The sequence below is a fragment of the Kitasatospora sp. NPDC043949 genome (assembly GCF_056435365.1).
The window spans coordinates 330966-355477 of record NZ_JBWKEQ010000001.1 but is presented as its reverse complement, the minus strand read 5'-3'; the positions used below and the strand labels follow the sequence as shown (position 1 = coordinate 355477).

Sequence of the window (24512 nt, the reverse complement as noted above, 5' to 3'; positions counted from 1 at the left end):
CATGCCCTCCGCACTCCCCGACGGTGAACCGGTGCCGTCCGACGGTTCCCTGCCCGCATCCGCCCGCACCGGTCTCGGGCAGCGGCCGTTCGGCTTCTACCTGCACGTGCCCTACTGCGCCAGCCGCTGCGGCTACTGCGACTTCAACACCTACACCGCCACCGAGCTGCGCTCCTCCGGGGCCGTCGCCTCCCAGGAGACCTACGCGGACAACGTGGTCGCCGAGATCCGGCTGGCCCGCCAGGTCCTCGGCCAGGTCGACCTGCCGGTCCAGACCGTCTTCCTCGGCGGCGGCACCCCCACCCTGCTGCCCGCTCGCGACCTGGTGAAGATGCTCGCCGCGCTGCGCGAGGAGTTCGGGCTCGCCGAGGGCGCCGAGGTCACCACCGAGGCCAACCCGGAGTCCGTCGACCCGGCCTACCTGGCCGAACTGCGCGAGGGCGGCTACAACCGGGTCTCCTTCGGCATGCAGAGCGCCCGCCCGCACGTCCTGAAGCTGCTCGACCGCCACCACACCCCGGGCCGCCCCGAGGCCTGCGTCGCCGAGGCCCGCGCCGCCGGCTTCGACCACGTCAACCTGGACCTCATCTACGGCACCCCCGGCGAGTCCGACGACGACTGGCGCGCCTCCCTGGACGCCGCCATCGGCGCCGGGCCCGACCACGTCTCGGCGTACTCCCTGATCGTCGAGGACGGCACCAAGCTCGCCGCCCGGGTCAAGCGCGGCGAACTGCCGATGATCGACGACGACGTGCACGCCGACCGCTACCTCATCGCCGAACAGGCCCTCAGCGCCGCCGGCTACACCTGGTACGAGGTCTCCAACTGGGCCACCACCCCGGAGGGCCGCTGCCGCCACAACGAGCTGTACTGGACCGGCGCCGACTGGTGGGGCGCAGGCCCGGGCGCGCACAGCCACGTCGGCGGCGTCCGCTGGTGGAACGCCAAGCACCCCGCCGCCTACGCCCAGGCCCTCGCCGAGGGCCGCACCCCGGCCCTGGGCCGCGAGGTGCTCGCCGAGGAGGACCGCCGGGTCGAGCGCATCCTGCTGGAACTGCGCCTCGCCGAGGGCATCCCGCTCACCCTCCTCACCGACACCGGCCGCCACGCCGCCGCCCGCCACCTCGCCGACGGCCTCCTCGCCGCCGAGCCGTACGCCCAGGGCCGCGCCGTCCTCACCCTCCAGGGCCGGCTGCTCGCCGACGCGGTCGTACGTGACCTGGTGGACTGACATTCGTTAACGTGGGTGTCAGCCGTCGGAGGGAGCGTGCGATGACCGCCATCGATGATCGGATGACCGGGATCTTCGAGAACCTGGAGGTGCCGGAGGGCATCAAGGCCGAACTCATCAGGGGGGAAATCGTGATGATGGCGGGGCCTGACATGGTCCACAATCTCATCGTCCTGGCGATTCAGCACCAGCTTCCGTACGGTCGGTGGCGTCCACTCACGACCCAGGACCTGGGGATCCCCGGCCAGGCGAGCGAACCCCAGCCCGACCTGGTCGTCTTCGAACGCGGGGCGGTCCAGGAGCACGGACGACTGCTGCCGTCGCCCGCCGTCACCCTGGTGGTCGAGGTGGTGTCGAAGACCAGTGTCGATCGTGATTACCGGACCAAGCGGGAGCTCTACGCCGAGGGCTCCGTCCCCGCGTACCTGATCGTGGACCCGATCAAGGGGGTCTGCGTGCTGCTGACCGAGTTGGGTAGGGATCCCGGGTCCGGCCTCCCGAGGTACATGTCCGAGCGGACCAGCAAGTTCGGCGAGCCCGTCCCCGTCAGCCTGCTTGAGATCGATCTGGACACCACGGACTTTCAGCAGTACGTCTGATCGGCCTCACTCCGGAACCGTCACGAAGTCGATCAACTCCTCGACCTTGCCCAGCAGTTCCGGCTCCAGGTCCTTGTAGCTGTCCACCGTGGAGAGGATCCGCTTCCAGGCGGCGGGGGTGTTCACCGGCCAGCCGAGGCGGCGGCAGACGCCCTCCTTCCACTCCTCGCCGCGCGGGACGGCGGGCCAGCCGGCGATGCCGACGGAGGCGGGCTTCACGGCCTGCCAGATGTCGATGTAGGGGTGGCCGACGACCAGGACGGCGTCGCCGGTGACCTGGGCGGCGATGCGCTGCTCCTTGGTGCCGGGGAGCAGGTGGTCGACCAGGACGCCGAGGCGCCGGCCCGGGCCGGGGGCGAAGTCGGCGACGATCGCGGGCAGGTCGTCCACGCCCTCCAGGTACTCGACGACCACGCCCTCGATCCGCAGGTCGTCGCCCCAGACCCGCTCGACCAGTTCGGCGTCGTGCCGGCCCTCGACGTAGATCCGCGACTCGCGGGCGACCCGGGCCCGGGCGCCGGGGACGGCGACCGAGCCGGAGGCGGTGCGGCCCGGCGTACGGGAGGGGGCGGGGCCGGCCGGGCGCACCAGGGTGACCGTCCGGCCCTCCAGCAGGAAGCCGCGCGGCACCAGCGGGAACACCCGGAGCTTGCCGAAGCGGTCCTCCAGGGTGACGGTGAAGCCCTCGGCGGTCTTCTCGCAGCGCACCACCGCGCCGCAGAAGCCGGTGGCGGCCTCCTCCACCACCAGGTCCCGTTCGGCGGTCACCTCCGGGGCGGGTTGCTGCTTCTTCCACGGCGGGGTCAGGTCGGGTCCGTACTGGCGGCTGCGCATGAAAGCGACTATACGGACGGACCGTCAGAGGCCCGGCGCGCCCCAGACCGGGAACCAGCGGCTGAGGTCCTTCTCCAGCCGCAGGTCGTTCCCGAGCATCGCGTTGACCTGGAGCTCCAGCGGGCTGTTGCGCCGCTCCCCGCCGCCGGGCATCGGGGCGAAGGGGTAGAAGGTGCCGCGCTTGTAGAGGTAGACCAGGGCCAGCGACTGCCCGTCCGGGTTGCGGAAGCCGACCAGCGAGCAGAGCAGCTGCGGTCCGAAGCCGTTCGCCTCCAGCTCGCTGTTGACCGCGTGCAGGTCGTTGACCAGGTCCGGCAGTTCCTCGGGGGTGTGCCGGGCGAGCAGCCAGGAGTAGCCGTAGCCGTCCTTGGAGGCCTCCACCGGGACGCCGCCGCGCTCGGTGTCGGCGTCGAGCAGCGCCCGCACCTGCTGTTCGACCTGGCCGAAGGCCGCGCCCTCGACGGCGGCGAAGCAGACCGAACCGAGCCCGGTGGGGGTGAACCCGGCCCCGGCCTCCAGGGTGAGGGCGGCGGACGGGACGCCGAACAGCTGGTCGAGGTCGGGCTTGACGGGCTTGGTGCGCCCGAACAGGGTGTCCAGGATTCCCACGGCGGTCCTTTCGGAGGAGGGAGTCGGGAGGGCGGCAGGGCCTCAGCGGCCGAGCTGCTCGGAGATCTTCGCCAGCTGCTCCAGGCGCTTCTCCAGCGTCGGGTGGGTGGAGAACAGCTGCGAGGCGGTCTCCCGGGCGCTCAGCGCGGGGGCGAAGTAGAAGGCGTTGTAGGGCTGCGCCTGGCGCAGGTCCTTGCTGGGGATGGCGGCGATCTGGCCGGTGACCTTGGTGAGCGCGGAGGCGAGGGCGCTGGGCCGGCCGGTGAGCTGGGCGGCGGCGCGGTCGGCGGCGAGTTCCCGGTAGCGGGACAGGAGCCGGGTGAGCAGGAAGCTGATGGCGTAGACGACCATCGACACCAGCGGGATGATCAGGGCGACGATGGCCGCGTTCTGGTCGTTGTTGTTGCGGTTGCCGCCCATGAACCCGCCGTACATGGCGATCCGGGTCATGGCCCCGGCGAGGACGCCGAGGAAGCCGGCGATGGTCATCACCGCGACGTCCCGGTGGGCGACGTGGGACAGCTCGTGGGCGAGGACGCCCTCCAGTTCCTCGGGCTCCAGCCGGCGCAGCAGGCCGGTGGTGACGCACACCACGGCGTTCTGCGGGTTGCGGCCGGTGGCGAAGGCGTTCGGCATGTCGTTGTCGGCGACCGCCACCCGGGGTTTGGGCATGTCGGCCAGCGCGCAGAGCCGGTCGATGGTGCCGTGCAGTTGCGGGTACTGCTCAGGGGTCACCTGGTGGGCGCCCATCGCCCGTTCGGTGATCTTGTCGCTGAACCAGAACTGGGCCACGAACAGCCCGCCGGAGATCAGGACGATCAGTGGCCAGGCGCCGCGCAGCAGCACGATCAGCAGACCGGTGAAACCGACGTACAGCAGCCCGATCACGAACATCGTCACGACCATGCGGCCGGTCAGACCGCGGTCGGGCGCGAAACGGGTGTGCTGGCCCGAGCTCGACATTGCTTGCTCCTCCATTCGCCGTCGTCTTCGATGCTGCCACCCGGACGGCCCCGCGGCACCACCCCCGCGCCGGGAACTGCGGGCAGGATCACTCCGGCCGGGCCGTTCCTGCCGTTGGGCCCGGGCCTTACACTGGCAGGTACGGTTTTGGCACTCGCAGGTTCAGAGTGCCAAAGCGGGTGCCGGAGCCGGGATCCTCCCGGAGCGGGCAGCAGCATGCGTGACACGAACGGACAACGTGCGAAGACGGAGGTGTGTGCCCCATGGCCGGTGAGGTTCGCCAGCTGGACGACCGCAAGCTCGCCGTGCTCCGCGCGATCGTCCAGGACTACGTGGGCACCGAGGAGCCGGTCGGCTCCAAGGCCCTGGTGGAGCGGCACAACCTCGGAGTCTCCCCGGCGACCGTCCGCAACGACATGGCGGCGCTGGAGGAGGAGGGCTACATCCACCAGCCGCACACCAGCGCCGGGCGCATCCCCACCGACAAGGGGTACCGCCTGTTCGTCGACAAGCTCGCCGAGGTCAAGCCGATGAGCGCCCCCGAGCGCCGGGCGATCCGGCACTTCCTGGACGGCGCCGTCGACCTGGACGACGTGGTCATGCGGACGGTGCGGCTGCTCGCCCAGCTCACCCGGCAGGTCGCGGTGGTGCAGTACCCCTCGCTGTCGCGGTCCACCGTCCGGCACATCGAGCTGGTGGCGCTGGCCCCGACCAAGGTGATGCTGGTCCTGATCACCAACACCGGCCGGGTCGAGCAGCGGATGGTCGACTGCCCGGGCCCGGTCGGCGAGACGGTCCTGGCGGACCTGCGGGCCCGGATCAACGCGCGGGCCGTCGGCCAGCGGCTGCCGGACGTGCCGGGGTTCCTGGAGGAGCTCCCGGCGGGTTTCGAGCCGCCGGACCGCCCGACCGTCAGCACGGTCCTGGCGACGCTGTTCGAAGCGCTCGCCGAGCAGAACGAGGAGCGGATCATGCTGGCCGGCACGGCCAACCTGACCCGCTTCGGGCACGACTTCCCCCTGACCATCCAGCCGGTGCTGGAAGCCCTGGAGGAGCAGGTCGTCCTGCTCCGCCTCCTGGGTGAGACGGCGGACGCCGCGATGACGGTCCGGATCGGGCGGGAGATCGCCTACGAGGGGCTGAATTCCACCTCGGTGGTGTCGGTCGGCTACGGTTCGGGCGACGAGAGCGTGGCCAAACTGGGTGTGATCGGTCCGACCCGGATGGACTATCCGGGCACAATGGGGGCGGTGCGTGCGGTGGCGCGGTACGTGGGCCAGATCCTGGCCGAGTCGTAGCACAGGCCGCCGTCGGAACCTCTGACGGCGGTGTCCAGTCGCAGCACTACTACAGGCGGAACAAGCGGAGCATTTGGTGGCCACGGACTACTACGCGGTACTCGGCGTCCGACGGGATGCGGGGCAGGACGAGATCAAGAAGGCCTTCCGGCGCCTGGCACGCGAACTGCACCCGGACGTCAACCCGGACCCGAAGACGCAGGAGCGGTTCAAGGAGATCAACGCCGCTTACGAGGTGCTCTCCGACCCGCAGAAGCGCCAGGTCTACGACCTCGGAGGTGACCCGCTCTCGCCGGGCGGCGGGGGCGCGGGCGGCTTCGGCGCGGGGGCGGCCGGCTTCGGCTTCTCCGACATCATGGACGCCTTCTTCGGCGCCGCGGCCGGCCAGCGCGGCCCGCGCTCGCGCACCCGCCGCGGCCAGGACGCCATGATCCGGCTGGAGATCACCCTGGAGGAGGCCGCCTTCGGCACCACCAAGGAACTCCAGGTCGACACCGCCGTCACCTGCACCACGTGCAGCGGCGAGGGCGCGGCCCCCGGCACCTCCGCGCAGACCTGCGACATGTGTCGCGGCAGGGGCGAGGTCTCCCAGGTCACCCGGTCGTTCCTGGGCCAGGTCATGACCTCCCGTCCCTGCCCGCAGTGCCAGGGCTTCGGCACCGTCGTGCCGACCCCGTGCCCGGAGTGCGCCGGCGACGGCAGGGTCCGCGCCCGGCGCACCCTGACCGTCAAGATCCCGGCCGGTGTCGACAACGGCACCCGGATCCAGCTGGCCGGCGAGGGCGAGGTCGGCCCCGGCGGCGGCCCGGCCGGCGACCTGTACGTCGAGATCGCCGAGACCACCCACACCGTCTTCCAGCGGCGCGGGGACGACCTGCACTGCACCGTCACCATCCCGATGACGGCCGCGTCCCTCGGCACCCAGGTGCCGCTGCAGACCCTGGACGGGCTGGAGGAGGTCGACATCCGGCCCGGCACCCAGTCCGGCCAGTCGATCCCGCTGCACGGCCGCGGCATCACGCACCTGCGCGGCGGCGGCCGGGGCGACCTGATAGTGCATGTCGAGGTGCAGACGCCCACCAAGCTCGACCCCGAGCAGGAGGAGCTGCTGCGCCGGCTCGCGGTGCTGCGCGGCGAGGAGCGGCCGTCCGGCCAGTTCGCGCCGGGCCAGCAGGGCCTGTTCTCGCGCCTCAAGGACGCGTTCAACGGCCGCTAGGCCCTAGGCCGGGGCCGCTACTGGGCCCTGGCCGTCCGCGCGGGGGTGCCGGGTTCTGCCCGGCGCCCCTTTCGCGTTCCCGATCCGCCCCACCCCCCGGAGGTTCCCCGCATGACCGCCCCCGTCTTCGTCGTCGAGACCGAGCGGATCGCCGCCGCCGCGCCCGGCTCCGTGGTGCGCCTCGACGGGCCGGAGGGGCGGCACGCGGCCGCGGTGAGGCGGCTGGCGGCGGGCGAGGCGGTGACCCTCGCCGACGGGCTGGGCCTCGGGGTGGACGGGACGGTCGCCGCGGTGCTCGGCAAGGACGCGATCGACGTCACGGTGGCCGCCGTCCGCCGGGAGCCCGAGCCGGCGCCGCGGATCGTCGTCGTCCAGGCGCTGCCCAAGGGCGACCGCGGCGAGCTCGCGGTGGAGACCATGACCGAGGTCGGCGTGGACGTGATCGTCCCGTGGGCCGCCTCGCGCTGCATCACGCAGTGGAAGGGCGACCGGGGCGCCAAGGCACTCGCCAAGTGGCGGGCCACCGCCCGGGAGGCCGGCAAGCAGTCCCGCCGGCTGCGCTTCCCCGAGGTGCGCGAGCCGGCGACCACCCGGCAGCTGGCGCCGCTGCTGGCCGGGGCCGCGTTCGCCGCCGTGCTGCACGAGGAGGGCGCCGAGCCGCTGGCGCTGGCCGCGCTGCCCGCGGCCGGGGACGTGGTGCTGGTGGTCGGCCCGGAGGGCGGGGTCTCCCCGGAGGAGCTGGCCGCGTTCGCCGAGGCGGGCGCCGGGCCGTACCGGCTGGGCCCCTCGGTGCTGCGCACCTCCACCGCCGGGGTGGCCGCCGGCGCCCTGCTGCTGGGGCGCACCGGCCGCTGGTCGTAGCCGGCCCGCCCGTGCGGTCGGAGTCTGCCCGAACCGGCCCGCGCCGTGCGCGCACGTGCCTACGCTGACCGCGTGACGGAACCCCTGAGCACCTCCGCGGGCGCCTACCTGCGCCACCCCCATCTGCACGGTGACCTGGTCACCTTCGTCGCCGAGGACGACGTCTGGCTGGCCCCGCTGGACGGTGGCCGGGCCTGGCGGCTGACGGCCGATCACGTGCCCGTCCGGCACCCCCGGTTCGCCCCCGACGGGCGGCACATCGCCTTCACCTCCACCCGGGACGGCGCGCCCGAGGTGCACGTGGTGCCGGTGGACGGCGGGCCGTCCCGGCGGCTCACCCACTGGGGCAGCGAGCAGACCGAGGTGCGGGGCTGGACGGCCGACGGGCGCCCGATCGCCCTCACCACCGCCGGCGAGGCGACCCTGCGCCGCAGCTGGGCGCACGCCGTGCCGCTGGACGGCGGCGAGTCGGTGCGGCTGCCGTACGGGCCGGTCGGCGGGCTCGCCTTCGAGCCGGGCGGCGACCGCGTGCTGCTGGGCACCGTCAACAACCGCGAGCCGGCCTGGTGGAAGCGCTACCGGGGCGGCCGGGCGGGCAAGTTGTGGATCGGGCGGGACGCATTCGTCCGCGTCCACGAGGAGTTGGACGGCCAGCTCGACTCGCCGCTGTGGGTGGGGGACCGGATCGCCTTCCTCTCCGACCACGAGGGCGTCGGCGAGCTCTACTCCAGCCTCCCGGACGGCTCCGACCTGCGCCGCCACACCACCGACCCGGACGGCTTCTACGCCCGCAACGCCGGCACCGACGGCACCCGGACGGTGTTCCACCGGGCCGGCGACGTCTGGCTGCTGGACGACCTGGCGGGAGCCGCGCCCCGCCGCCTCGACATCCGGCTGGCCGGCCCGCGCAGCGGCCGTCGCCCCCGCCCGGTGCACGCCGCGCACTGGCTGGAGTCCGCCGCCCCCGACCGCACCGGCCGGGCCGGCGCCGTGGTGGTGCGCGGCGACGTGCACTGGCTGACCCACCGCGAGGGCCCGGCCCGGGTGCTGGACGAGACCCCGGGGGTGCGCGGGCGGCTGGCCCGGGTGGTGCCGGGCGAGGACGGCGCCCAGGGCGTGCTGTGGGTGTCCGACGCCGAGGGCGAGGACGCCCTGGAGTTCGCCCCCGACGCGCAGGGCGCCGAGCGCCGCCGGCTGGCCGCCGGGCGGATCGGCCGGGTCAACTCCCTGGCGGTGTCCCCGGACGGCAAGCAGGCCGCGCTCGGCGTGCACGACGGCCGGGTCCTGCTGGTCGCGCTCGCCGACGGCACCGTGCACGAGCTGGACCGCAGCGCCGACGGCGAGGTCAGCGGGCTGGCCTTCAGCCCGGACTCGGCCTGGCTGGCCTGGTCGCGGCCGGTGCACCGGCTGGGCCCGTACTCGCTGCGCCAGATCGTGCTGGCCGACCTGGTGGCCCGGACGGTCGGCGAGGTCACCCAGGAGCGCTTCATCGACACCTCGCCGGCCTTCACCGCGGACGGCCGCTACCTGGCGTTCCTGTCGGTGCGCAACCTCGACCCGGTCTACGACTCGCACGTCTTCGACCTGTCGTTCCCCAACGGCTGCCGCCCGTACCTGATCACGCTGGCCGCCGACACGCCGTCCCCGTTCGGGCCGCAGCGGGCCGGGCGCCCGCTCGGCGGGGAGGAGGACGAGCCGCGCGGCAGGAGGGCGGACGGCGAGGAGGCCGCCGGCGACGCCGCGCCGGTGACCAGGGTCGACCTGGACGGCATCGCGGACCGGATCGTCCCGTTCCCGGTCGAGGGCGGCCGGTTCGACGCGCTCAGGGCGGCCAAGGACGGCGTGCTGTGGACCCGCGCCCCGCTGCTCGGCGAACTCGGCGACGAGGCGGCCTCGCCCGAGGACGAGCGGCCCCGGCCGGTGCTGGAGCGCTTCGACCTGAAGAAGCGCCGCGTCGAGCAACTGGTGCACGGCGTGGACGGCTTCGCGGTCAGCGGGGACGGCACCCGGGTGGCCGTGCTGGACGGGGGCGAGCTGCGGATCGTCCCGGCCGAGCACAAGGCGGGTGGTGAGGACGACGAGGTGGGCGTCGACCTGGCCCGGCTGCGGGTCACCGTCGACCCGGCCGCCGAGTGGCGGCAGATGTACGCCGAGAACGGCCGCCTGATGCGCGACAACTTCTGGCGCCCCGACCTCGGCGGCGTCGACTGGGCCGGCGTGCTGGACCGCTACCGGCCGCTCGTGGAACGCCTCGGCTCGCACGACGACCTGGTCGACCTGCTCTGGGAGGTGCACGGCGAACTCGGCACCTCGCACGCCTACGTCATCCCGTACGGCCGGTACACCGAGCCGGCCCGGCGCCAGGGCCTGCTCGGCGCGGACCTCGCCAAGGACGGCGACCGGTGGCGGATCGCCCGCATCCTGCCCGGCGAGTCCTCCGATCCCCGGGCCCGCTCGCCGCTGGCCGCGCCCGGCGCCGCGATCCGCCCGGGCGACGCGGTCCTCGCCGTCAACGGCCGCCCGGTGGACCCGGTCACCGGCCCGGCCCCGCTGCTGGCCGGCACCGCCGGGCAGCCGGTCGAGCTGACCGTGGCCGGCAAGGACGGCACCGACCGGCGCCACCCGGTGGTCGTCCCGATCGCCGACGAGGAGCCGCTGCGCTACCACGACTGGGTGGCCGGGCGGCGGGCCGCGGTGCGCGAGCTGTCCGGCGGCCGGCTCGGCTACCTGCACATCCCCGACATGCAGTCGGCCGGCTGGGCCCAGATCCACCGCGACCTGGCCGTGGAACTGGCCAGGGACGGCGTGATCGTCGACGTCCGGGAGAACCGCGGCGGCCACACCTCGCAGCTGGTGATCGAGAAGCTCGCCCGCCGGATCGTCGGCTGGAACGCCATCCGGGACACCGACCACCCGGTGCCCTACCCCCTCGACGCCCCGCGCGGGCCGGTCGTCGCGCTCGCCAACGAGTTCTCCGGCTCGGACGGCGACGTCGTCAACGCCGTCATCCAGACGCTCGGCATCGGCCCGGTGGTCGGCACCCGCACCTGGGGCGGGGTGATCGGCATCGACAGCCGCTACCACCTGGTCGACGGCACCCTGGTCACCCAGCCCAAGTACGCGTACTGGCTGGAGAACTACGGCTGGGGCGTGGAGAACCACGGCGTCGACCCGGACGTCGAGGTGCCGATGGCCCCGCACCAGTGGGCCGCCGGCGAGGACCCGCAGCTGGCCGAGGGCGTCCGGATCGCCCTCGCCGCGCTCGCCGCGGCCCCGCCCCGCACGGCCCCGCCGATGCCCTGGGCGTAGGGCGCGCCCCCGCCGCCCCGGCGGGCGGGAGAGCAGCCGAACGGGAGGTCGGCCCGGCCGACTTCCCGCTAGGCTGCGCCCGTACGGCCCCAGACCAGACACGAACCGAGGAGAAGCCGATGGCCGGCGAGCCGCAACCCGACTGCCTGTTCTGCAAGATCGTTGCGGGCGAGATCCCGGCGACCGTGGTGCGCAAGACCGAGCGCGTCCTCGCCTTCCGCGACATCGCCCCCAAGGCGCCGCTGCACGTCCTGGTCATCCCGCACGTCCACTACCCGAACGCCGCCGCGCTGGCCGCCGCCGAGCCGGAGATCGCCGGTGAACTCCTCGCCGAGGCGGGCGCGGTGGCCAGGGATGAGGGCGTCGAGGACTACCGGCTGATCTTCAACACCGGCGCCGGCGCCGGCCAGACGATCTTCCACGCCCACGTCCACGTGCTCGGCGGCAAGCCGATGACCGAGAACATGGTCTGACCTACGTGTCACAGCGCGAACTCGTCGTCCTCGGCACCGCCAGCCAGGTGCCCACCCGGCACCGCAACCACAACGGCTACCTGCTCCGCTGGGACGGCGAGGGCCTGCTGTTCGACCCCGGCGAGGGCACCCAGCGGCAGATGCTGCTGGCCGGCGTCTCGGCCACCCAGATCACCCGGATCGCCGTGACGCACTTCCACGGCGACCACTGCCTGGGCCTCGCCGGGGTGATCCAGCGGATCAACCTGGACCGCGTCCCCCACCCGGTGGACGTCTACTTCCCGGCCTCCGGCGAGGTCTACTTCGAGCGGCTGCGGCACGCCACCGCCTACCACGAGACGGCCGTCCTGCGGCCCCGGCCGATCGACGAGCCGGGCCCGCTGCCCGCGCCCGGTGCCCGCTTCGCGCTGGACGCCGTGCGGCTGTCGCACCCCGTGGAGTCCTTCGGCTACCGGCTGTCCGAGCCGGACGGCCGCCGCCTGGTGCCCGAACGCCTCGCCGCGCTGGGCGTCTTCGGCCCCGCGGTCGGCCGCCTCCAGCACGAGGGGGCGATCGAGGCGGACGGCCGGCGGGTCACCCTGGAGGAGGTCAGCGAGCCCCGGCCGGGCCAGCGCTTCGCCTTCGTGATGGACACCCGGCTCTGCGACGGCGTGTACGAACTCGCCGAGGGCGCCGACCTGTTGGTCGCCGAGTCGACCTTCGCCGACGCCGACGCCCGGCTCGCCGAGGAACACGGCCACCTCACCGCCGGGCAGGCCGCCAAGGCCGCCGCCGAGGCCGGTGTGCGCACCCTGGTGCTGACCCACTTCTCCCAGCGCTACCCGGACCTCGGCCAGCACCTGGCCGACGCCCGCAAGCACTTCGACGGCGAGCTGGTGATCGCCGCCGACCTCACCCGGGTGCCCGTCCCCGTCCGGCGCCAGCCGTGAACCCGGCCCGCACCCCGTGAAAAGTGCTCGCGCCGCCCCCCGATCTGCCGCAGCATCGTCGGGTGCGGCCCCGCCGCCCGCCGCGGCGACCACGTGCGCGGCGTACCCTGGTGCCCCGGAGAGACCGATCGGCACACGACACCACGGATGGGATGAGGCAGGCCCAGCGCCGACCTATGAGTGACACATCGCAGACCCGTACGAACGGACAGTCGCGCCCCGAACCGGCCGACGACGGTCGCGTCAGCGCCCGGATCGTCATCCCCGAGAAGCACCCGATGGTCACCCTGCTCGGCACGGCGGACTCGCTGCTGCGCGTGATCGAGCAGGGCTTCCCCGCCGCCGACATCCACGTCCGCGGCAACGAGGTGACCGCCACCGGAGCGCGCGCCGAGGTCGCCCTCGTGCAGCGGCTCTTCACCGAGATGATGCTGGTGCTGCGCACCGGCCAGCCCTTGACGGAGGATTCCGTGGAGCGCTCCATCGCCATGCTCCGCGGTGCCGCGGAGGACCCGGACAGCCCGGCGCCGTCCCAGGTGTTCACCGCGAACATCCTGTCCAACCGGGGCCGCACGATCCGCCCCAAGACCCTCAACCAGCAGCGCTACGTCGACGCGATCGACAAGCACACGATCGTCTTCGGCCTCGGCCCGGCCGGCACCGGCAAGACCTACCTCGCGATGGCCAAGGCCGTCCAGGCCCTCCAGGCCAAGGAGGTCAACCGGATCATCCTGACCCGCCCGGCCGTCGAGGCGGGGGAGCGGCTGGGCTTCCTGCCCGGCACCCTCTACGAGAAGATCGACCCGTACCTGCGCCCGCTGTACGACGCGCTGCACGACATGATGGACCCGGACTCCATCCCGCGCCTGATGGCGGCCGGCACCATCGAGGTCGCGCCGCTGGCGTACATGCGCGGCCGCACCCTCAACGACGCCTTCATCATCCTGGACGAGGCCCAGAACACCTCGCCCGAGCAGATGAAGATGTTCCTCACCCGCCTCGGTTTCAACTCCCGGGTGGTGGTCACCGGCGACACCAGCCAGATCGACCTCCCGGGCGGCACCCGCAGCGGCCTCAAGGTCGTCCAGGACATCCTGGCCGACGTGCCCGACATCCACTTCTCCGTCCTCACCAGCACCGACGTGGTCCGCCACAAGCTGGTCGGCCGGATCGTGGACGCCTACGAACGCTGGGACGCCAAGCAGGAGGCCGAGGAGAACTCCTCGCCCGCCCGCAAGCCGGCCCAGCGGCGCGGCTCCCGCGCACCCCGTCAGTCCCATCGCACCGAAAGCTGAGTACGCAGCCCGTCATGTCGATCGACATCGCCAACGAGTCCGGTTGGGACGCCGATGAGGAAGCCATCCTCGACGTCGCCCGCTTCGCCCTGGACAAGATGCGGATCCACCCGCAGTCCGAACTGTCCGTGATCCTGGTGGACGGAGCGGCGATGGAGGAGCTGCACATCCAGTGGATGGACCTCCCCGGCCCCACCGACGTGATGTCCTTCCCGATGGACGAGCTTCGCCCCGGCAAGGAGGGCGAGGAACTGCCGCAGGGCCTGCTCGGCGACATCGTGCTCTGCCCGGAGGTCGCCGAGCAGCAGGGCAAGGCGGCCCCCTCCAAGCACTCGATGGACGAGGAGCTCCAACTGCTCACCGTCCACGGGGTGCTGCACGTCCTCGGGTACGACCACGAGGAGCCCGAGGAGGAGGAGGAGATGTTCGCCCTCCAGAAGCGCATCCTGGACGACTGGCGGGCGGGCCGGGGCCTCGGTGGTCTCTCCCCGGCCCCCACCACCCACTGAGCGCGGAGCCCGAACCCCTGTGAGTGGTGAAAGTACGAGCTTCATCCTCGGTGCCGTGCTCCTCGTCGTCCTCGGCTGGCTGGCCGCGTGCGCCGAGGCGGGCATCTCCCGGGTCTCCCGGTTCCGCGCGGAGGAGGCCGTGCGGGCCGGGCGGCGCGGCTCGGCCCGGCTGCTGACCGTCGCCTCCGACCCGATCCGCTACCTCAACCTGGCGACCCTGATCCGGGTGGCCAGCGAGATGGCGGCGGCCGTCCTGGTCACCGTGGTGTGCGTGCGCAACGTGGAGCCGATCTGGCAGGCCGTGCTGCTGGCGTTCGGCGTGATGGTGCTGGTGTCCTTCGTCGCGGTGGGGGTCTCGCCGCGCACGATCGGGCGCCAGCACCCGCTCACCACCGCGACCGCCGCCTCCTTCGTGCTGCTGCCGCTGGCCGCGGTGCTCGGCCCGATCCCGCGGCTGCTGATCCTGCTCGGCAACGCGCTGACCCCGGGCAAGGGCTACCGGGAGGGGCCGTTCGCCTCCGAGGCCGAGCTGCGGGCGCTGGTCGACCTCGCCGAGAAGGACGACCTGATCGAGGACGAGGAGCGCCGGATGGTGCACTCCGTCTTCGAGCTGGGCGACACCATCGTTCGCGAGGTGATGGTGCCGCGCACCGACCTGGTGATGATCGAGCGGCACAAGACCGTCCGGCAGGCGCTCACCCTGGCGCTGCGCTCGGGCTTCTCGCGGATCCCCGTGGTCGGGGACAGCGAGGACGACGTGGTCGGCATCGTCTACCTGAAGGACCTGGTCCGGCGTACCCACATCAACCGGGAGGCGGAGTCCGAGGAGGTCGGCGCGGTGATGCGCCCGGCCGTCTTCGTACCGGACTCCAAGCCGGCCGGCGACCTGCTGCGCGAGATGCAGCAGCGCCGCTCGCACGTGGCGATCGTGATCGACGAGTACGGCGGCACGGCCGGCCTGGTCACCATCGAGGACGTCCTGGAGGAGATCGTCGGCGAGATCACCGACGAGTACGACCGGGAGATCGCGCCGGTGGAGGACCTCGGCGACGGCTCGTACCGGATCACCGCCCGGCTGCTGGTGGAGGACCTGGGCGAGCTCTTCGGCATCGAGCTGGAGGACGAGGACGTCGAGACCGTCGGCGGCCTGCTGGCCAAGCACCTCGGCCGGGTGCCGATCCCCGGCTCGGCCTGCGAGATCCCGCTGCCCGAGCCCGCCGGCACCGGGCTGACCGGCATCCTGCTGACCGCCGAGTCCTCGGCCGGGCGCCGCAACCGGATCGGCTCGATGGTCGCGACCCCGGTCCGCAAGGCCGCGGAGGCCGGGGCGGAGCCCGGCGAGTAGCGGTCGCGCCCCGGCGGAGCGACCATGGACAGCATGACGCATCAACTTCGCGCGGAGTACGGCCCGCAGGGTGCGACCGGCGGGGTCAAGGTCTGGCACGTGGTGCGCGACGGTGACCCCGCGACGGCGCTCTGCGGCCGTAGCCTGGCCGACGACGCCGAGACGCGGCCCGAGCAGGAGTGGGGCACCGGGCTGCGCTGCTGCCAGCAGTGCGGTTCGCTCTACATGCACGAGGTGCCGCACATGCAGGGGAGCCATCCCTACAGCTAGGCCGGCGTGGCCGGCAGGCCGGCCAGGCCATGGTGGAGGTCACCATGAAGCTGCAAGACGAACTGCCCGTGAACAGCCGGCTCGCCACGGTGTGGCGGATCGGGGCGGGGCTCGGGGGGATCTTCCTGATCGTGTTCGGGTGCCTGGGGCTGGCCGATCACCCGGGCTTCCTCGCCACCCACGGTGACCGGATCGCCGGGCTGTCGACCAACGGGGCGCTGAGCATCCTGTCCATCGTGGCGGGCGCGATCCTGGTGGCGGGGGCGGTGATCGGCGGCAACTTCGCGTCCAACCTGAACATGGTGGTCGGCGTGCTGTTCGTCCTGTCCGGCTTCTACGGCCTGGCGGTGCTCGGGCGGCCGGACGCCAACATCCTGAACTTCCGGATGTCGAACGTGCTGTTCGCCTTCATCTTCGGGGTGATCCTGACGACCTTCGGGATGTACGGCCGGGTGAGCAGCCACCTGCCGCACGACAACCCGTTCTGGCGCGAGCGCGCGGAGCACGAGACGGCGAGGCCGTCCGGGCCGAAGACCTTCGTCAAGGTCCTCAATCCGAACCCCGGTCCGACCCACCCGGTCGGCCACTGAGTGCCCGCGGGGGCCGCCTATGCTCGGCGGCATGAGTGACATCGTCGAGCTCGACCCCGAAGACAAGAAGATCATCACCCTGGCCCGCTCGGCCCGCGCCCGCAACGGCGTCGCCGAGGGGGCCGCGGTGCGTGACGAGACCGGCCGGACGTACGTGGCCGGGACGGTCGCGCTGGAGTCGCTCCGGCTGAGCGCGCTGCAGACGGCGGTGGCGATGGCGGTGGCCAGCGGTGCGAAGTCGCTGGAGGCGGCGGCCGTGGTGAGCGAGGCGGAGCAGCCGGCCGAGGCCGACCTGGCGGCCGTCCGGGACCTCGGCGGGGCCGGGACGCCCGTGCTGCTGGCCGGTGTGGACGGGACGCTGCGGGTGGCGGCCGAGGCCCGCTGAGGGCTGCTGGGGCCCGCCGGCCTGATGCCGCGGCCCGCTGAGGGCTGCTGGGGCCCGCTGTGGCGGGCGATGGCGGCGGCCTGGCGAACACCTGCCCGAACCGAGCCGATAGTCTCACCGGGGGAGTGAACTCGGTGAGGGGGCTGGGCACATGGGGGCGGTGGCGTTCTTCGCCGGGCTGCTGCTGTTCGTGATGGGGATGGGCAAGTGGCAGGAGACCGGCTCGCCGTACTGGCTCTGGGGTTCGGTCGCCTTCCTGGTGCTGCTGGTGGTGATGTCGGTGGTCTCGCGGGGTGGCCGCAAGGGCTGATCGGGCGGTGCGGGCGGGCCCGGACAGCGCGACTCCGGTGATCAGGGAGAATGGAGCACATGAGTGCCCCTTCCTCCTCGTACCGCTCCGGCTTCGCGTGCTTCGTCGGCCGACCCAACGCGGGCAAGTCGACCCTGACCAACGCTCTGGTGGGGACGAAGGTCGCGATCACCTCCGACCGCCCGCAGACCACCCGGCACACCGTGCGCGGCATCGTGCACCGCCCGGACTCCCAGCTCGTCCTGGTCGACACCCCCGGCCTGCACAAGCCGCGCACCCTGCTCGGCGAGCGCCTCAACGACCTGGTCCGCAGCACCTGGGCCGAGGTCGACGTGATCGGCTTCTGCCTGCCCGCCGACCAGAAGCTCGGCCCCGGCGACAAGTTCATCGCCAAGGAACTCGCCGAGGTCAAGAAGACCCCCAAGGTCGCCATCGTCACCAAGACCGACCTGGTCGACTCCAAGAGGCTCGCCGAGCAGCTGATCGCCATCCACCAGCTCGGTGAGGAACTGGGCATCGAGTGGGCCGAGATCATCCCGGTCTCGGCCGTCGGCGACAAGCAGGTGGAACTGGTCGGCGACCTGATCACCAAGCTGCTGCCGGAGGGCATGCCGCTCTACCCGGACGGCGACCTCACCGACGAGCCCGAGCAGATCATGGTCGCGGAGCTGATCCGCGAGGCCGCCCTGGAGGGCGTCCGGGACGAGCTGCCGCACTCGCTGGCCGTCGTGGTCGAGGAGATGCTCCCGCGCGAGGGCCGCCCGGCGGACCGCCCGCTGCTGGACATCCACGCCAACGTCTACATCGAGCGGCAGAGCCAGAAGGCGATCGTCATCGGCGCCAAGGGCGCGCGGCTCAAGCACGTCGGCACCACCGCCCGCAAGCACATCGAGGCGCTGCTCGGCACGCCGGTCTACCTGGACCTGCACGTCAAGGTGGCCAAGGACTGGCAGCGCGACCCGAAGCAGCTGCGCAAGCTCGGCTTCTGAGCCCCGGTTCCCAGCGAAGGCCCGCCCGGATCCGTCGATCGGGCGGGCCTTCGGCGGGTCCGGGGGCCGGTGGGGCTACGCGCCCTCGCGCAGGACCAGCGACACCAGCTCGCGCTGCGAGTCGGTGAGCTTCGGGTCGGCGCAGTAGACCGTCCGGCCGTCGACGGTGATCTCGTAGTGGAAGCCGTCCGGCACCCCGTACGAGGGCGCCCGCAGCCCGCCCGCGACGGCCTCGCGGGCGAGCGCGTGGACGTGCGGGGCGTCCGTGCGGTCGACGGTGTCGAGTTCCGCATGGCGGACGATCCCCGCGAAGCCGCCGGTCCGGGTCACCTGGATACGCATGGTGTCCATGGTGCTACCAGGGGAGGGAGTTTGCCGGTCTTTTCCCGGACCGTGACCTTAAGCGCGGCTCAACCCGGTCTCAACCGGTCCTCGGTCGGGGCCGTCGTCGGGGCCGCCGCCGAGGCCTGAGGGGTTCGGCCGGGGCCGACTGAGGGGTTCAGCCGGGGCTGACGCCCACCTGCGCCCAGGAGGCCGTCACGGTGTCCGCCACCGAGGACTGGCCGGGGTAGCGGGCCTTGGCGGCGGCCACGGTGGCCCGGGCGAAGGCGGTGAAGTCGGCGTCGGCGGCCAACCGGCCGCCGGTCAGGGCGTCGTACCAGATCCGCCCGGCGCGGTCCCAGGCCTGGCCGCCGAGGGCGGTGGCCAGCAGGTAGAACGCGTGGTTGGGGATGCCGGAGTTGATGTGCACGCCGCCGTTGTCGTCGGTGGTGTCCACGTAGTCCCGCATGTGCGCGGGCTGCGGGTCCTTGCCGAGCCGGGGGTCGTCGTAGGCGGTGCCGGGGGCCTTCATCGAGCGCAGCGCCACGCCCTGGATGCCGGGGGCGAGCAGGCCGGCGCCGATCAGCCAGTCGGCGTGGGCGGCGTCCTGGCCCAGCGAGTGCTGCTTGACCAGCGAGCCGAAGACGTCGGAGACCGACTCGTTGAGCGCGCCGGGCTGGTCCTGGTACTGCAGGCCGGCGGTGAACTGGGTGACGCCGTGGGTGAGTTCGTGGCCGATGACGTCGACGCAGGCGGTGAAGTCGCCGAAGATCTCGCCGTCGCCGTCGCCGAAGACCATCTGGTGGCCGTTCCAGAAGGCGTTGTCGTAGTCCTGGCCGTAGTGCACGGTGGCGTCCAGGCGCAGCCCCCGGTTGTCGATCGAGCGGCGGCCGAAGACGGTGGCGTACAGGGCGAAGGTGTCGCCGAGGCCGTCGTAGGCGTGGTTGACGGACTGGTCGGCGACCGGGGCCTGGCCCTCGGTGCGGACGGTCCGGCCGGGCAGCCGCTGGCTGTGGGCGGTGTCGGCGATCAGCCGGCTGGGGGTCGGGCCGGTGCTGACGGGCGGGGGAGGGGCGAGGCGGGCCGCGCGGTGCGCGGTGTCGAGCAGGAGGGAGCGGACGGCGGGCTCGTGACCGGCCTCGGCGAGGCGGTCCAGGACGTACGGCGGGACGATCGCGCAGATCGGAACTGCTGCAGTCATGTGGCCCAGGGTGAGGCCTCGATGACCGGTTGTCACCACTCTTGGCGTGACCGGTCGGTGTCTCAAGGGGTGGAACGGTGGCCCGGATCACTTCGGGGGCGCGCGGCCCTGGGTTACGCTGGGGCCATCATGCGCAACGGGCTGCTTCTTCTTAGCTGCCGCGTCGAGGGCCTGTAGTCCACAGGGCCGGCTCCCTCGCCGCGGGGATCGAGCTGTGCGCGTCATCCGGCGATCCAACGGAGGGTCGCGAGCGGCAGCTGCCGGCCAGTCGGTGTTGACCACCCCGACCCGCCCCCGCACCACGCATCACAGGAAGCCGAGAGTCATTCCATGACCGAGCAGAGCTCCGCCGCGCCCATCCCCGCCGGTCGCGCCTTCGTCGACCGCCCCACCCCGATCACCGCCGCGTCCGTGCGCCAGCTGCCCTCCGGCATGCGGTACGGGCGCTACCTGCCGTTCGACACCGTCGACCTGCCGGACCGCACCTGGCCGAGCAAGGTGATCACCAAGGCGCCGCGCTGGCTCTCCACCGACCTGCGGGACGGCAACCAGGCGCTGATCGACCCGATGTCCCCGGCCCGCAAGCGCAAGATGTTCGACCTGCTGGTCGCGATGGGCTACAAGGAGATCGAGGTCGGCTTCCCGTCCTCCGGCGCCACCGACCACGCCTTCGTGCGGTCGCTGATCGAGGAGGGGGCGATCCCCGAGGACGTCACCATCTCGGTGCTGACGCAGGCCCGCGAGGAGCTGATCGAGAAGACCGTCGAGTCGCTGGTCGGCGCCCCGCGCGCGACGGTCCACCTGTACAACGCGACGGCGCCGCTGTTCCGCCGGGTGGTGTTCCGCAACGACCGGGCCGCGACCAAGGCGATCGCCACCGACGGCACCCGGCTGGTGATGGAGTACGCCGAGAAGCTGCTGGGCGAGGAGACCGTCTTCGGCTACCAGTACTCGCCGGAGATCTTCGTGGACACCGAGCTGGACTTCGCGCTGGAGGTCTGCGAGGCGGTCATGGACGTCTGGCAGCCGGGCGAGGGCCGCGAGATCATCCTGAACCTGCCGGCCACCATCGAGCGGGCCACCCCGAACGTGCAGGCCGACCAGTTCGAGTGGATGTCGCGCAACCTGTCGCGCCGCGAGTTCGTCTGCCTGTCGGTGCACCCGCACAACGACCGCGGCACCGCCGTCGCCTCCGCCGAACTGGCCTACATGGCGGGCGCGGACCGCATCGAGGGCTGCCTGTTCGGCCAGGGCGAGCGGACGGGCAACGTCGACCTGGTGACCCTGGGCATGAACCTGTTCTCGCAGGGCATCGACCCGCAGATCGACTTCTCCGACATCGACGAGGTGCGCCGCACCGCCGAGTACTGCAACCAGATGGAGGTGCACCCGCGCCACCCGTACGCCGGCGACCTGGTGTACACCTCCTTCTCCGGCTCGCACCAGGACGCCATCAAGAAGGGCTTCGACGCCCTGGAGGCGGACGCCGCGGCGGCGGGCGTCCCGGTGGGGGAGCACACCTGGGGCGTGCCGTACCTGCCGATCGACCCGAAGGACGTCGGCCGCACCTACGAGGCGGTCATCCGGGTCAACAGCCAGTCCGGCAAGGGCGGTGTGGCGTACGTCCTGAAGAACGACCACAAGCTGGACCTGCCGCGCCGGATGCAGATCGAGTTCTCCCGGATCATCCAGGCCAAGACCGACGCCGAGGGCGGCGAGGTCACCCCGGCCGAGATCTGGCGGGTCTTCGAGGACGAGTACCTGCCGACCCCGGACAACCCGTGGGGCCGGATCTCGCTGAGCGGTTCGCGCACCCTGACCACCGAGGACGGCCGGGACGCGCTGATCGCCGGCGCGCTGGTGGACTCGGTACCGGTGACCCTGACCGGTGTCGGCAACGGCCCGGTCTCCGCCTTCACGGACGCGCTGGCCCGGATCGGCCTGGACGTCCGCGTCCTGGACTACGCCGAGCACGCGCTGAGCGAGGGCGGCGACGCCCAGGCCGCCGCGTACGTCGAGTGCGCGGTGGACGGCAAGGTGCTGTGGGGCGTCGGCATCGACGGCAACACCGTGCTGGCCTCGCTGAAGGCGATCATCAGCGCCGTCAACCGGGCGCAGCGCGGGTAGTTCGTACGAGTGAGATGTGGCGGGGCCGTCCTCCGGGGCGGCCCTTCGCCGCGCCTGGGGCCAGTTGTGTCCTGCGCCACATTTTTTCGGGTCGGAAGCCGTTCGAGGTACTGACACGTGCCGGTAACCATGGCAACATCGATCCACCGGAAAGCCGGGTCGGTGGGACGGCCTCGGTGTCCGGTCGCGTGACCTGCCCATTGTTGTGCAGGCCGTCTGCCATGTCTGGGGAGTGGCGCCGTGACCAGGTTGTGGGGTGTTCGCCCGCGGTGGCGGACTGACGTTCTCGGTGACTTCTTCTGTCCGGGCTGTGGCGGGGACCGCAACTACCGCCGGCAGCACGGTCGGCGGTGGCTGCGGTTGCTGGGGACCCCGGTGGCCCCGCTCGGCCCGGTGATCGGCAGCGTGCAGTGCACCAGCTGCCACGGTCGCTACGGCGTCGAGAGCCTGGAACAGCCCACCTCCGTACGGCTCGGCGCGATGCTGCGGGACGCGCAGTACACCATCGCGCTCGCCCTGCTCGCGGCCGGCGGCACCGCGCACCGCGCGGCCCGCGAGGCGGCCTGCACGGCGGTGCGCGAGGCCGGGTTCGAGGACTGCGGCGAGGCCCAGGTGCTGGCCGCGCTCGCCGCGCTGTCCGGGCTCGGCGGCGAACTCTACGACGCCCACGGGATGGCCGGCGGCCTGGCCGTGGAACTGCACGCGGTGCTCGAACCGCTCGCCCCGCACCTGGCCCACCAGGGCCGGGAGCGGCTGCTGCTGCAGGGCGCGGCGATCGCCCTGTCCGACGGGCGCTACCTGCCGCAGGAGCGCGAGGCGCTGGCCGCGGTCGGGCGCTGTCTGGATCTACCGCAGTCGCGGGTCGGGGCGCTGCTGGAGGCGGCGACCCGGGCTCCGTACTAGACCTTCTCCGCAGTAACCCGGACGTCCTCCGCAGGACGGGACGTCCTCCGCAGTACCGGGCCCGCTCCGCAGTGCCGGGCCCGCCGCGCAACCCCCGAGCCATCTCCGATCCCCCACAAAACGGGCCCGAAATCCCCCTCCGGGCCCGCCGTGACCCGCACCGCTCGGTCCTCCCCCACGGACTCGGTGCGGGCAACACGGCTGTCGGCGGCCGGGGCGTGCCGTGGGGGAGAATGGCTCCCATGAGTCTTTTCCGGGACGACGGCGTCGTGCTGCGGGCGCAGAAGCTCGGCGAGGCCGATCGGATCATCACCCTGTTGACCCGGCACCACGGCAAGGTGCGGGCGGTGGCGCGCGGGGTGCGCAAGACCAAGTCCAAGTTCGGCGCCCGTCTGGAGCCGTTCTCGCACGTGGACGTGCAGTTCTTCAGCCGGGGGAGTGAGCTGATCGGCCGCGGGTTGCCGCTGTGCACCCAGGTGGAGACGATCGCGCCGTACGGCGGTTCGATCGTCACCGACTACGGCCGCTACACCGCCGGGACGGCGATGCTGGAGACGGCCGAGCGGTTCGCCGAGAACGAGGGCGAACCGGCCGTCCAGCAGTACCTGCTGCTGGTGGGCGCCCTGCGCACGCTGGCGGCCGGGCTGCACGAGTCGCACCTGGTGATGGACGCATTCCTGCTGCGCTCGCTCGCGGTGAACGGGTACGGCGCGAGCTTCACGGACTGCGCCAAATGCGGGCTGGAGGGGCCGAACCGTTTCTTCTCCCTTCCCGCGGGCGGGGTCCTCTGCCCGGACTGCCGAGTGCCCGGATGTGCCGTACCCTCCCCTGAGACACTGGTACTGCTCGGGGCGCTGCTGTCAGGGGACTGGCAGACGGCCGATTCCTGCGAGCCGAGGTACTGGCGGGAGGGCAGCGGCCTGGTCGCGGCCTATCTGCAGTGGCATTTGGAGCGGGGCATCCGCTCGATGAGATACGTGGAGAAGTGAGCACATGGCAGCGCGACGGCTCTTCGGCGGCGGCAAACAGAGGGAGTACCTCCCCCCGACCCCGCACCCCAGTGGCGCACAGCCCCCGAAGATTCCCGGCGAGCTGGTCCCCGGCCACGTCGCCATCGTGATGGACGGCAACGGCCGCTGGGCCAAGGAGCGCGGGCTGCCCCGCACCGAGGGCCACAAGGTCGGCGAGTCGGTCGTGCTGGACGTCCTCAAGGGCGCGATCGAGCTCGGCGTGAAGAACATCTCGCTGTACGCGTTCTCCACCGAGAACTGGAAGCGCTCGCCCGACGAGGTGAAGTTCCTGATGAACTTCAACCGGGACGTCATCCACCGCCGCCGCGACGAGATGGACGCGATGGGCGTGCGGGTCCGCTGGGCGGGCCGGATGCCGAAGCTGTGGAAGAGCGTCGTCCAGGAGCTCCAGGTCGCCGAGGAGCAGACCAAGGACAACGACGCCGTCACGCTCTACATGTGCGTCAACTACGGTGGCCGGGCCGAGCTCGCGGACGCCGCGGCGGCCCTCGCGGCCGACGTCGCCGCCGGGAAGCTGGACCCGAAGAAGGTCAACGAGAAGACCCTCGCCAAGTACATGTACCACCCGGACATGCCGGACGTGGACCTGTTCCTGCGCCCCAGCGGCGAGCAGCGCACCTCCAACTTCCTGCTCTGGCAGTCCGCGTACGCCGAGTTCGTGTTCCAGGACGTGCTCTGGCCGGACTTCGACCGCCGCGACCTGTGGCGTGCCTGCGAGCAGTACGCGAGGCGCGACCGCCGCTTCGGCGGGGCGATCCCGAACGAGGTGCCCGAGCCGCTGGACCTGCCCACCCAGCGCTGACGCGGTACGGCGGCGGGGGGGGGGGGGGGGGGGGGGGGGGGGGGGGGGGGGGGGGGGGGGGGGGGGGGGGAGTGGTCTCCGCGTTTTTTTTTTTTTTCCTTCCCCTCTCTTT

Annotated in this window: 25 protein-coding genes; 20 read left to right on the top strand and 5 right to left on the bottom strand. The window is 72.5% G+C overall.

Going from position 1 to position 24512, the window contains the following annotated elements:
• Position 1: 1 nt before the first annotated feature.
• Both hemW and AC07AL_RS01765 read left to right on the top strand, forming a co-directional pair.
• Entirely contained in the window at positions 2-1231 is a 1230-nt protein-coding gene (gene hemW / locus AC07AL_RS01770; protein ID WP_363588262.1) for a radical SAM family heme chaperone HemW, read from the top strand.
• Between the two features lie 41 nt (positions 1232-1272).
• Complete coding sequence (locus AC07AL_RS01765) at positions 1273-1830, top strand: Uma2 family endonuclease (protein WP_363588260.1); 558 nt, start codon at positions 1273-1275, stop codon at positions 1828-1830.
• Positions 1831-1836: 6 nt separating this feature from the next.
• Here the strand turns inward: AC07AL_RS01765 and AC07AL_RS01760 are convergent, their stop codons facing one another.
• The 3 genes from AC07AL_RS01760 to htpX are packed head-to-tail and all read right to left on the bottom strand — an operon-like array spanning position 1837 to position 4236.
• Positions 1837-2664: a DUF3097 domain-containing protein gene (locus AC07AL_RS01760; protein ID WP_363629209.1), complete on the bottom strand. Its 828-nt coding sequence runs from the start codon at positions 2662-2664 to the stop codon at positions 1837-1839.
• A 24-nt stretch (positions 2665-2688) separates the two neighbouring features.
• The gene (pspAB, locus tag AC07AL_RS01755; RefSeq protein WP_363588256.1) at positions 2689-3273 is read right to left on the bottom strand and encodes a PspA-associated protein PspAB; all 585 of its coding nucleotides are present in this window, start codon (positions 3271-3273) and stop codon (positions 2689-2691) included.
• A 42-nt stretch (positions 3274-3315) separates the two neighbouring features.
• Positions 3316-4236, bottom strand: coding sequence for a zinc metalloprotease HtpX (htpX, locus tag AC07AL_RS01750; RefSeq protein ID WP_363588254.1), 921 nt, complete (start codon positions 4234-4236; stop codon positions 3316-3318).
• A 263-nt stretch (positions 4237-4499) separates the two neighbouring features.
• On the opposite strand from htpX, the gene hrcA reads away from it, so the two are divergent.
• From hrcA to era, 14 genes are all read left to right on the top strand, one after another.
• Positions 4500-5534, top strand: a complete 1035-nt coding sequence (hrcA, locus tag AC07AL_RS01745) for a heat-inducible transcriptional repressor HrcA (RefSeq protein WP_063347523.1) — start codon at positions 4500-4502, stop codon at positions 5532-5534.
• Between the two features lie 76 nt (positions 5535-5610).
• Positions 5611-6750, top strand: a complete 1140-nt coding sequence (dnaJ, locus tag AC07AL_RS01740; RefSeq protein ID WP_350878218.1) for a molecular chaperone DnaJ — start codon at positions 5611-5613, stop codon at positions 6748-6750.
• A gap of 111 nt (positions 6751-6861) precedes the next feature.
• Positions 6862-7611, top strand: a complete 750-nt coding sequence (locus tag AC07AL_RS01735; RefSeq protein WP_363588252.1) for a 16S rRNA (uracil(1498)-N(3))-methyltransferase — start codon at positions 6862-6864, stop codon at positions 7609-7611.
• A gap of 72 nt (positions 7612-7683) precedes the next feature.
• Positions 7684-10920, top strand: a complete 3237-nt coding sequence (locus tag AC07AL_RS01730; RefSeq protein WP_478316474.1) for a S41 family peptidase — start codon at positions 7684-7686, stop codon at positions 10918-10920.
• Between the two features lie 119 nt (positions 10921-11039).
• Positions 11040-11393 (top strand): histidine triad nucleotide-binding protein, encoded by a 354-nt coding sequence (locus AC07AL_RS01725; protein WP_350878214.1) that lies wholly within the window; start codon positions 11040-11042, stop codon positions 11391-11393.
• 5 nt (positions 11394-11398) lie between these two features.
• Positions 11399-12322, top strand: a complete 924-nt coding sequence (locus tag AC07AL_RS01720) for a ribonuclease Z (RefSeq protein ID WP_363588246.1) — start codon at positions 11399-11401, stop codon at positions 12320-12322.
• 176 nt (positions 12323-12498) lie between these two features.
• The gene (locus AC07AL_RS01715) at positions 12499-13617 is read left to right on the top strand and encodes a PhoH family protein (protein WP_400805391.1); all 1119 of its coding nucleotides are present in this window, start codon (positions 12499-12501) and stop codon (positions 13615-13617) included.
• A gap of 14 nt (positions 13618-13631) precedes the next feature.
• Complete coding sequence (gene ybeY, locus AC07AL_RS01710) at positions 13632-14126, top strand: rRNA maturation RNase YbeY (RefSeq protein WP_063347517.1); 495 nt, start codon at positions 13632-13634, stop codon at positions 14124-14126.
• 19 nt (positions 14127-14145) lie between these two features.
• Positions 14146-15471, top strand: a complete 1326-nt coding sequence (locus tag AC07AL_RS01705; protein WP_063347516.1) for a hemolysin family protein — start codon at positions 14146-14148, stop codon at positions 15469-15471.
• A 33-nt stretch (positions 15472-15504) separates the two neighbouring features.
• Entirely contained in the window at positions 15505-15741 is a 237-nt protein-coding gene (locus AC07AL_RS01700; RefSeq protein ID WP_063351092.1) for a hypothetical protein, read from the top strand.
• Positions 15742-15785: 44 nt separating this feature from the next.
• Complete coding sequence (locus AC07AL_RS01695; RefSeq protein WP_363588245.1) at positions 15786-16331, top strand: DUF4383 domain-containing protein; 546 nt, start codon at positions 15786-15788, stop codon at positions 16329-16331.
• A gap of 31 nt (positions 16332-16362) precedes the next feature.
• Positions 16363-16716, top strand: a complete 354-nt coding sequence (locus tag AC07AL_RS01690) for a hypothetical protein (RefSeq protein ID WP_063351091.1) — start codon at positions 16363-16365, stop codon at positions 16714-16716.
• 151 nt (positions 16717-16867) lie between these two features.
• Positions 16868-17026, top strand: coding sequence for a hypothetical protein (locus AC07AL_RS01685; protein WP_159398424.1), 159 nt, complete (start codon positions 16868-16870; stop codon positions 17024-17026).
• Positions 17027-17085: 59 nt separating this feature from the next.
• Positions 17086-18015 (top strand): GTPase Era, encoded by a 930-nt coding sequence (era, locus tag AC07AL_RS01680; RefSeq protein ID WP_363588241.1) that lies wholly within the window; start codon positions 17086-17088, stop codon positions 18013-18015.
• A gap of 75 nt (positions 18016-18090) precedes the next feature.
• On the opposite strand, the gene AC07AL_RS01675 is transcribed toward era, so the two are convergent.
• The gene (locus tag AC07AL_RS01675; RefSeq protein WP_063351090.1) at positions 18091-18357 is read right to left on the bottom strand and encodes a protealysin inhibitor emfourin; all 267 of its coding nucleotides are present in this window, start codon (positions 18355-18357) and stop codon (positions 18091-18093) included.
• A 157-nt stretch (positions 18358-18514) separates the two neighbouring features.
• Positions 18515-19537 (bottom strand): M4 family metallopeptidase, encoded by a 1023-nt coding sequence (locus AC07AL_RS01670; protein ID WP_478316472.1) that lies wholly within the window; start codon positions 19535-19537, stop codon positions 18515-18517.
• A gap of 330 nt (positions 19538-19867) precedes the next feature.
• On the opposite strand from AC07AL_RS01670, the gene leuA reads away from it, so the two are divergent.
• The 4 genes from leuA to AC07AL_RS01650 all read left to right on the top strand — a co-directional run bounded on the left by leuA (position 19868) and on the right by AC07AL_RS01650 (position 24400).
• Positions 19868-21664, top strand: coding sequence for a 2-isopropylmalate synthase (leuA, locus tag AC07AL_RS01665; RefSeq protein WP_350878208.1), 1797 nt, complete (start codon positions 19868-19870; stop codon positions 21662-21664).
• Positions 21665-22024: 360 nt separating this feature from the next.
• Positions 22025-22567: a TerB family tellurite resistance protein gene (locus tag AC07AL_RS01660; protein WP_350878207.1), complete on the top strand. Its 543-nt coding sequence runs from the start codon at positions 22025-22027 to the stop codon at positions 22565-22567.
• A 242-nt stretch (positions 22568-22809) separates the two neighbouring features.
• Complete coding sequence (gene recO / locus AC07AL_RS01655) at positions 22810-23556, top strand: DNA repair protein RecO (protein WP_063347510.1); 747 nt, start codon at positions 22810-22812, stop codon at positions 23554-23556.
• Positions 23557-23560: 4 nt separating this feature from the next.
• Positions 23561-24400 carry an isoprenyl transferase gene (locus tag AC07AL_RS01650; RefSeq protein ID WP_363369948.1) on the top strand — a complete coding sequence of 280 codons (840 nt, stop codon included), beginning with the start codon at positions 23561-23563 and terminating at the stop codon, positions 24398-24400.
• Positions 24401-24512 lie beyond the last annotated feature (112 nt).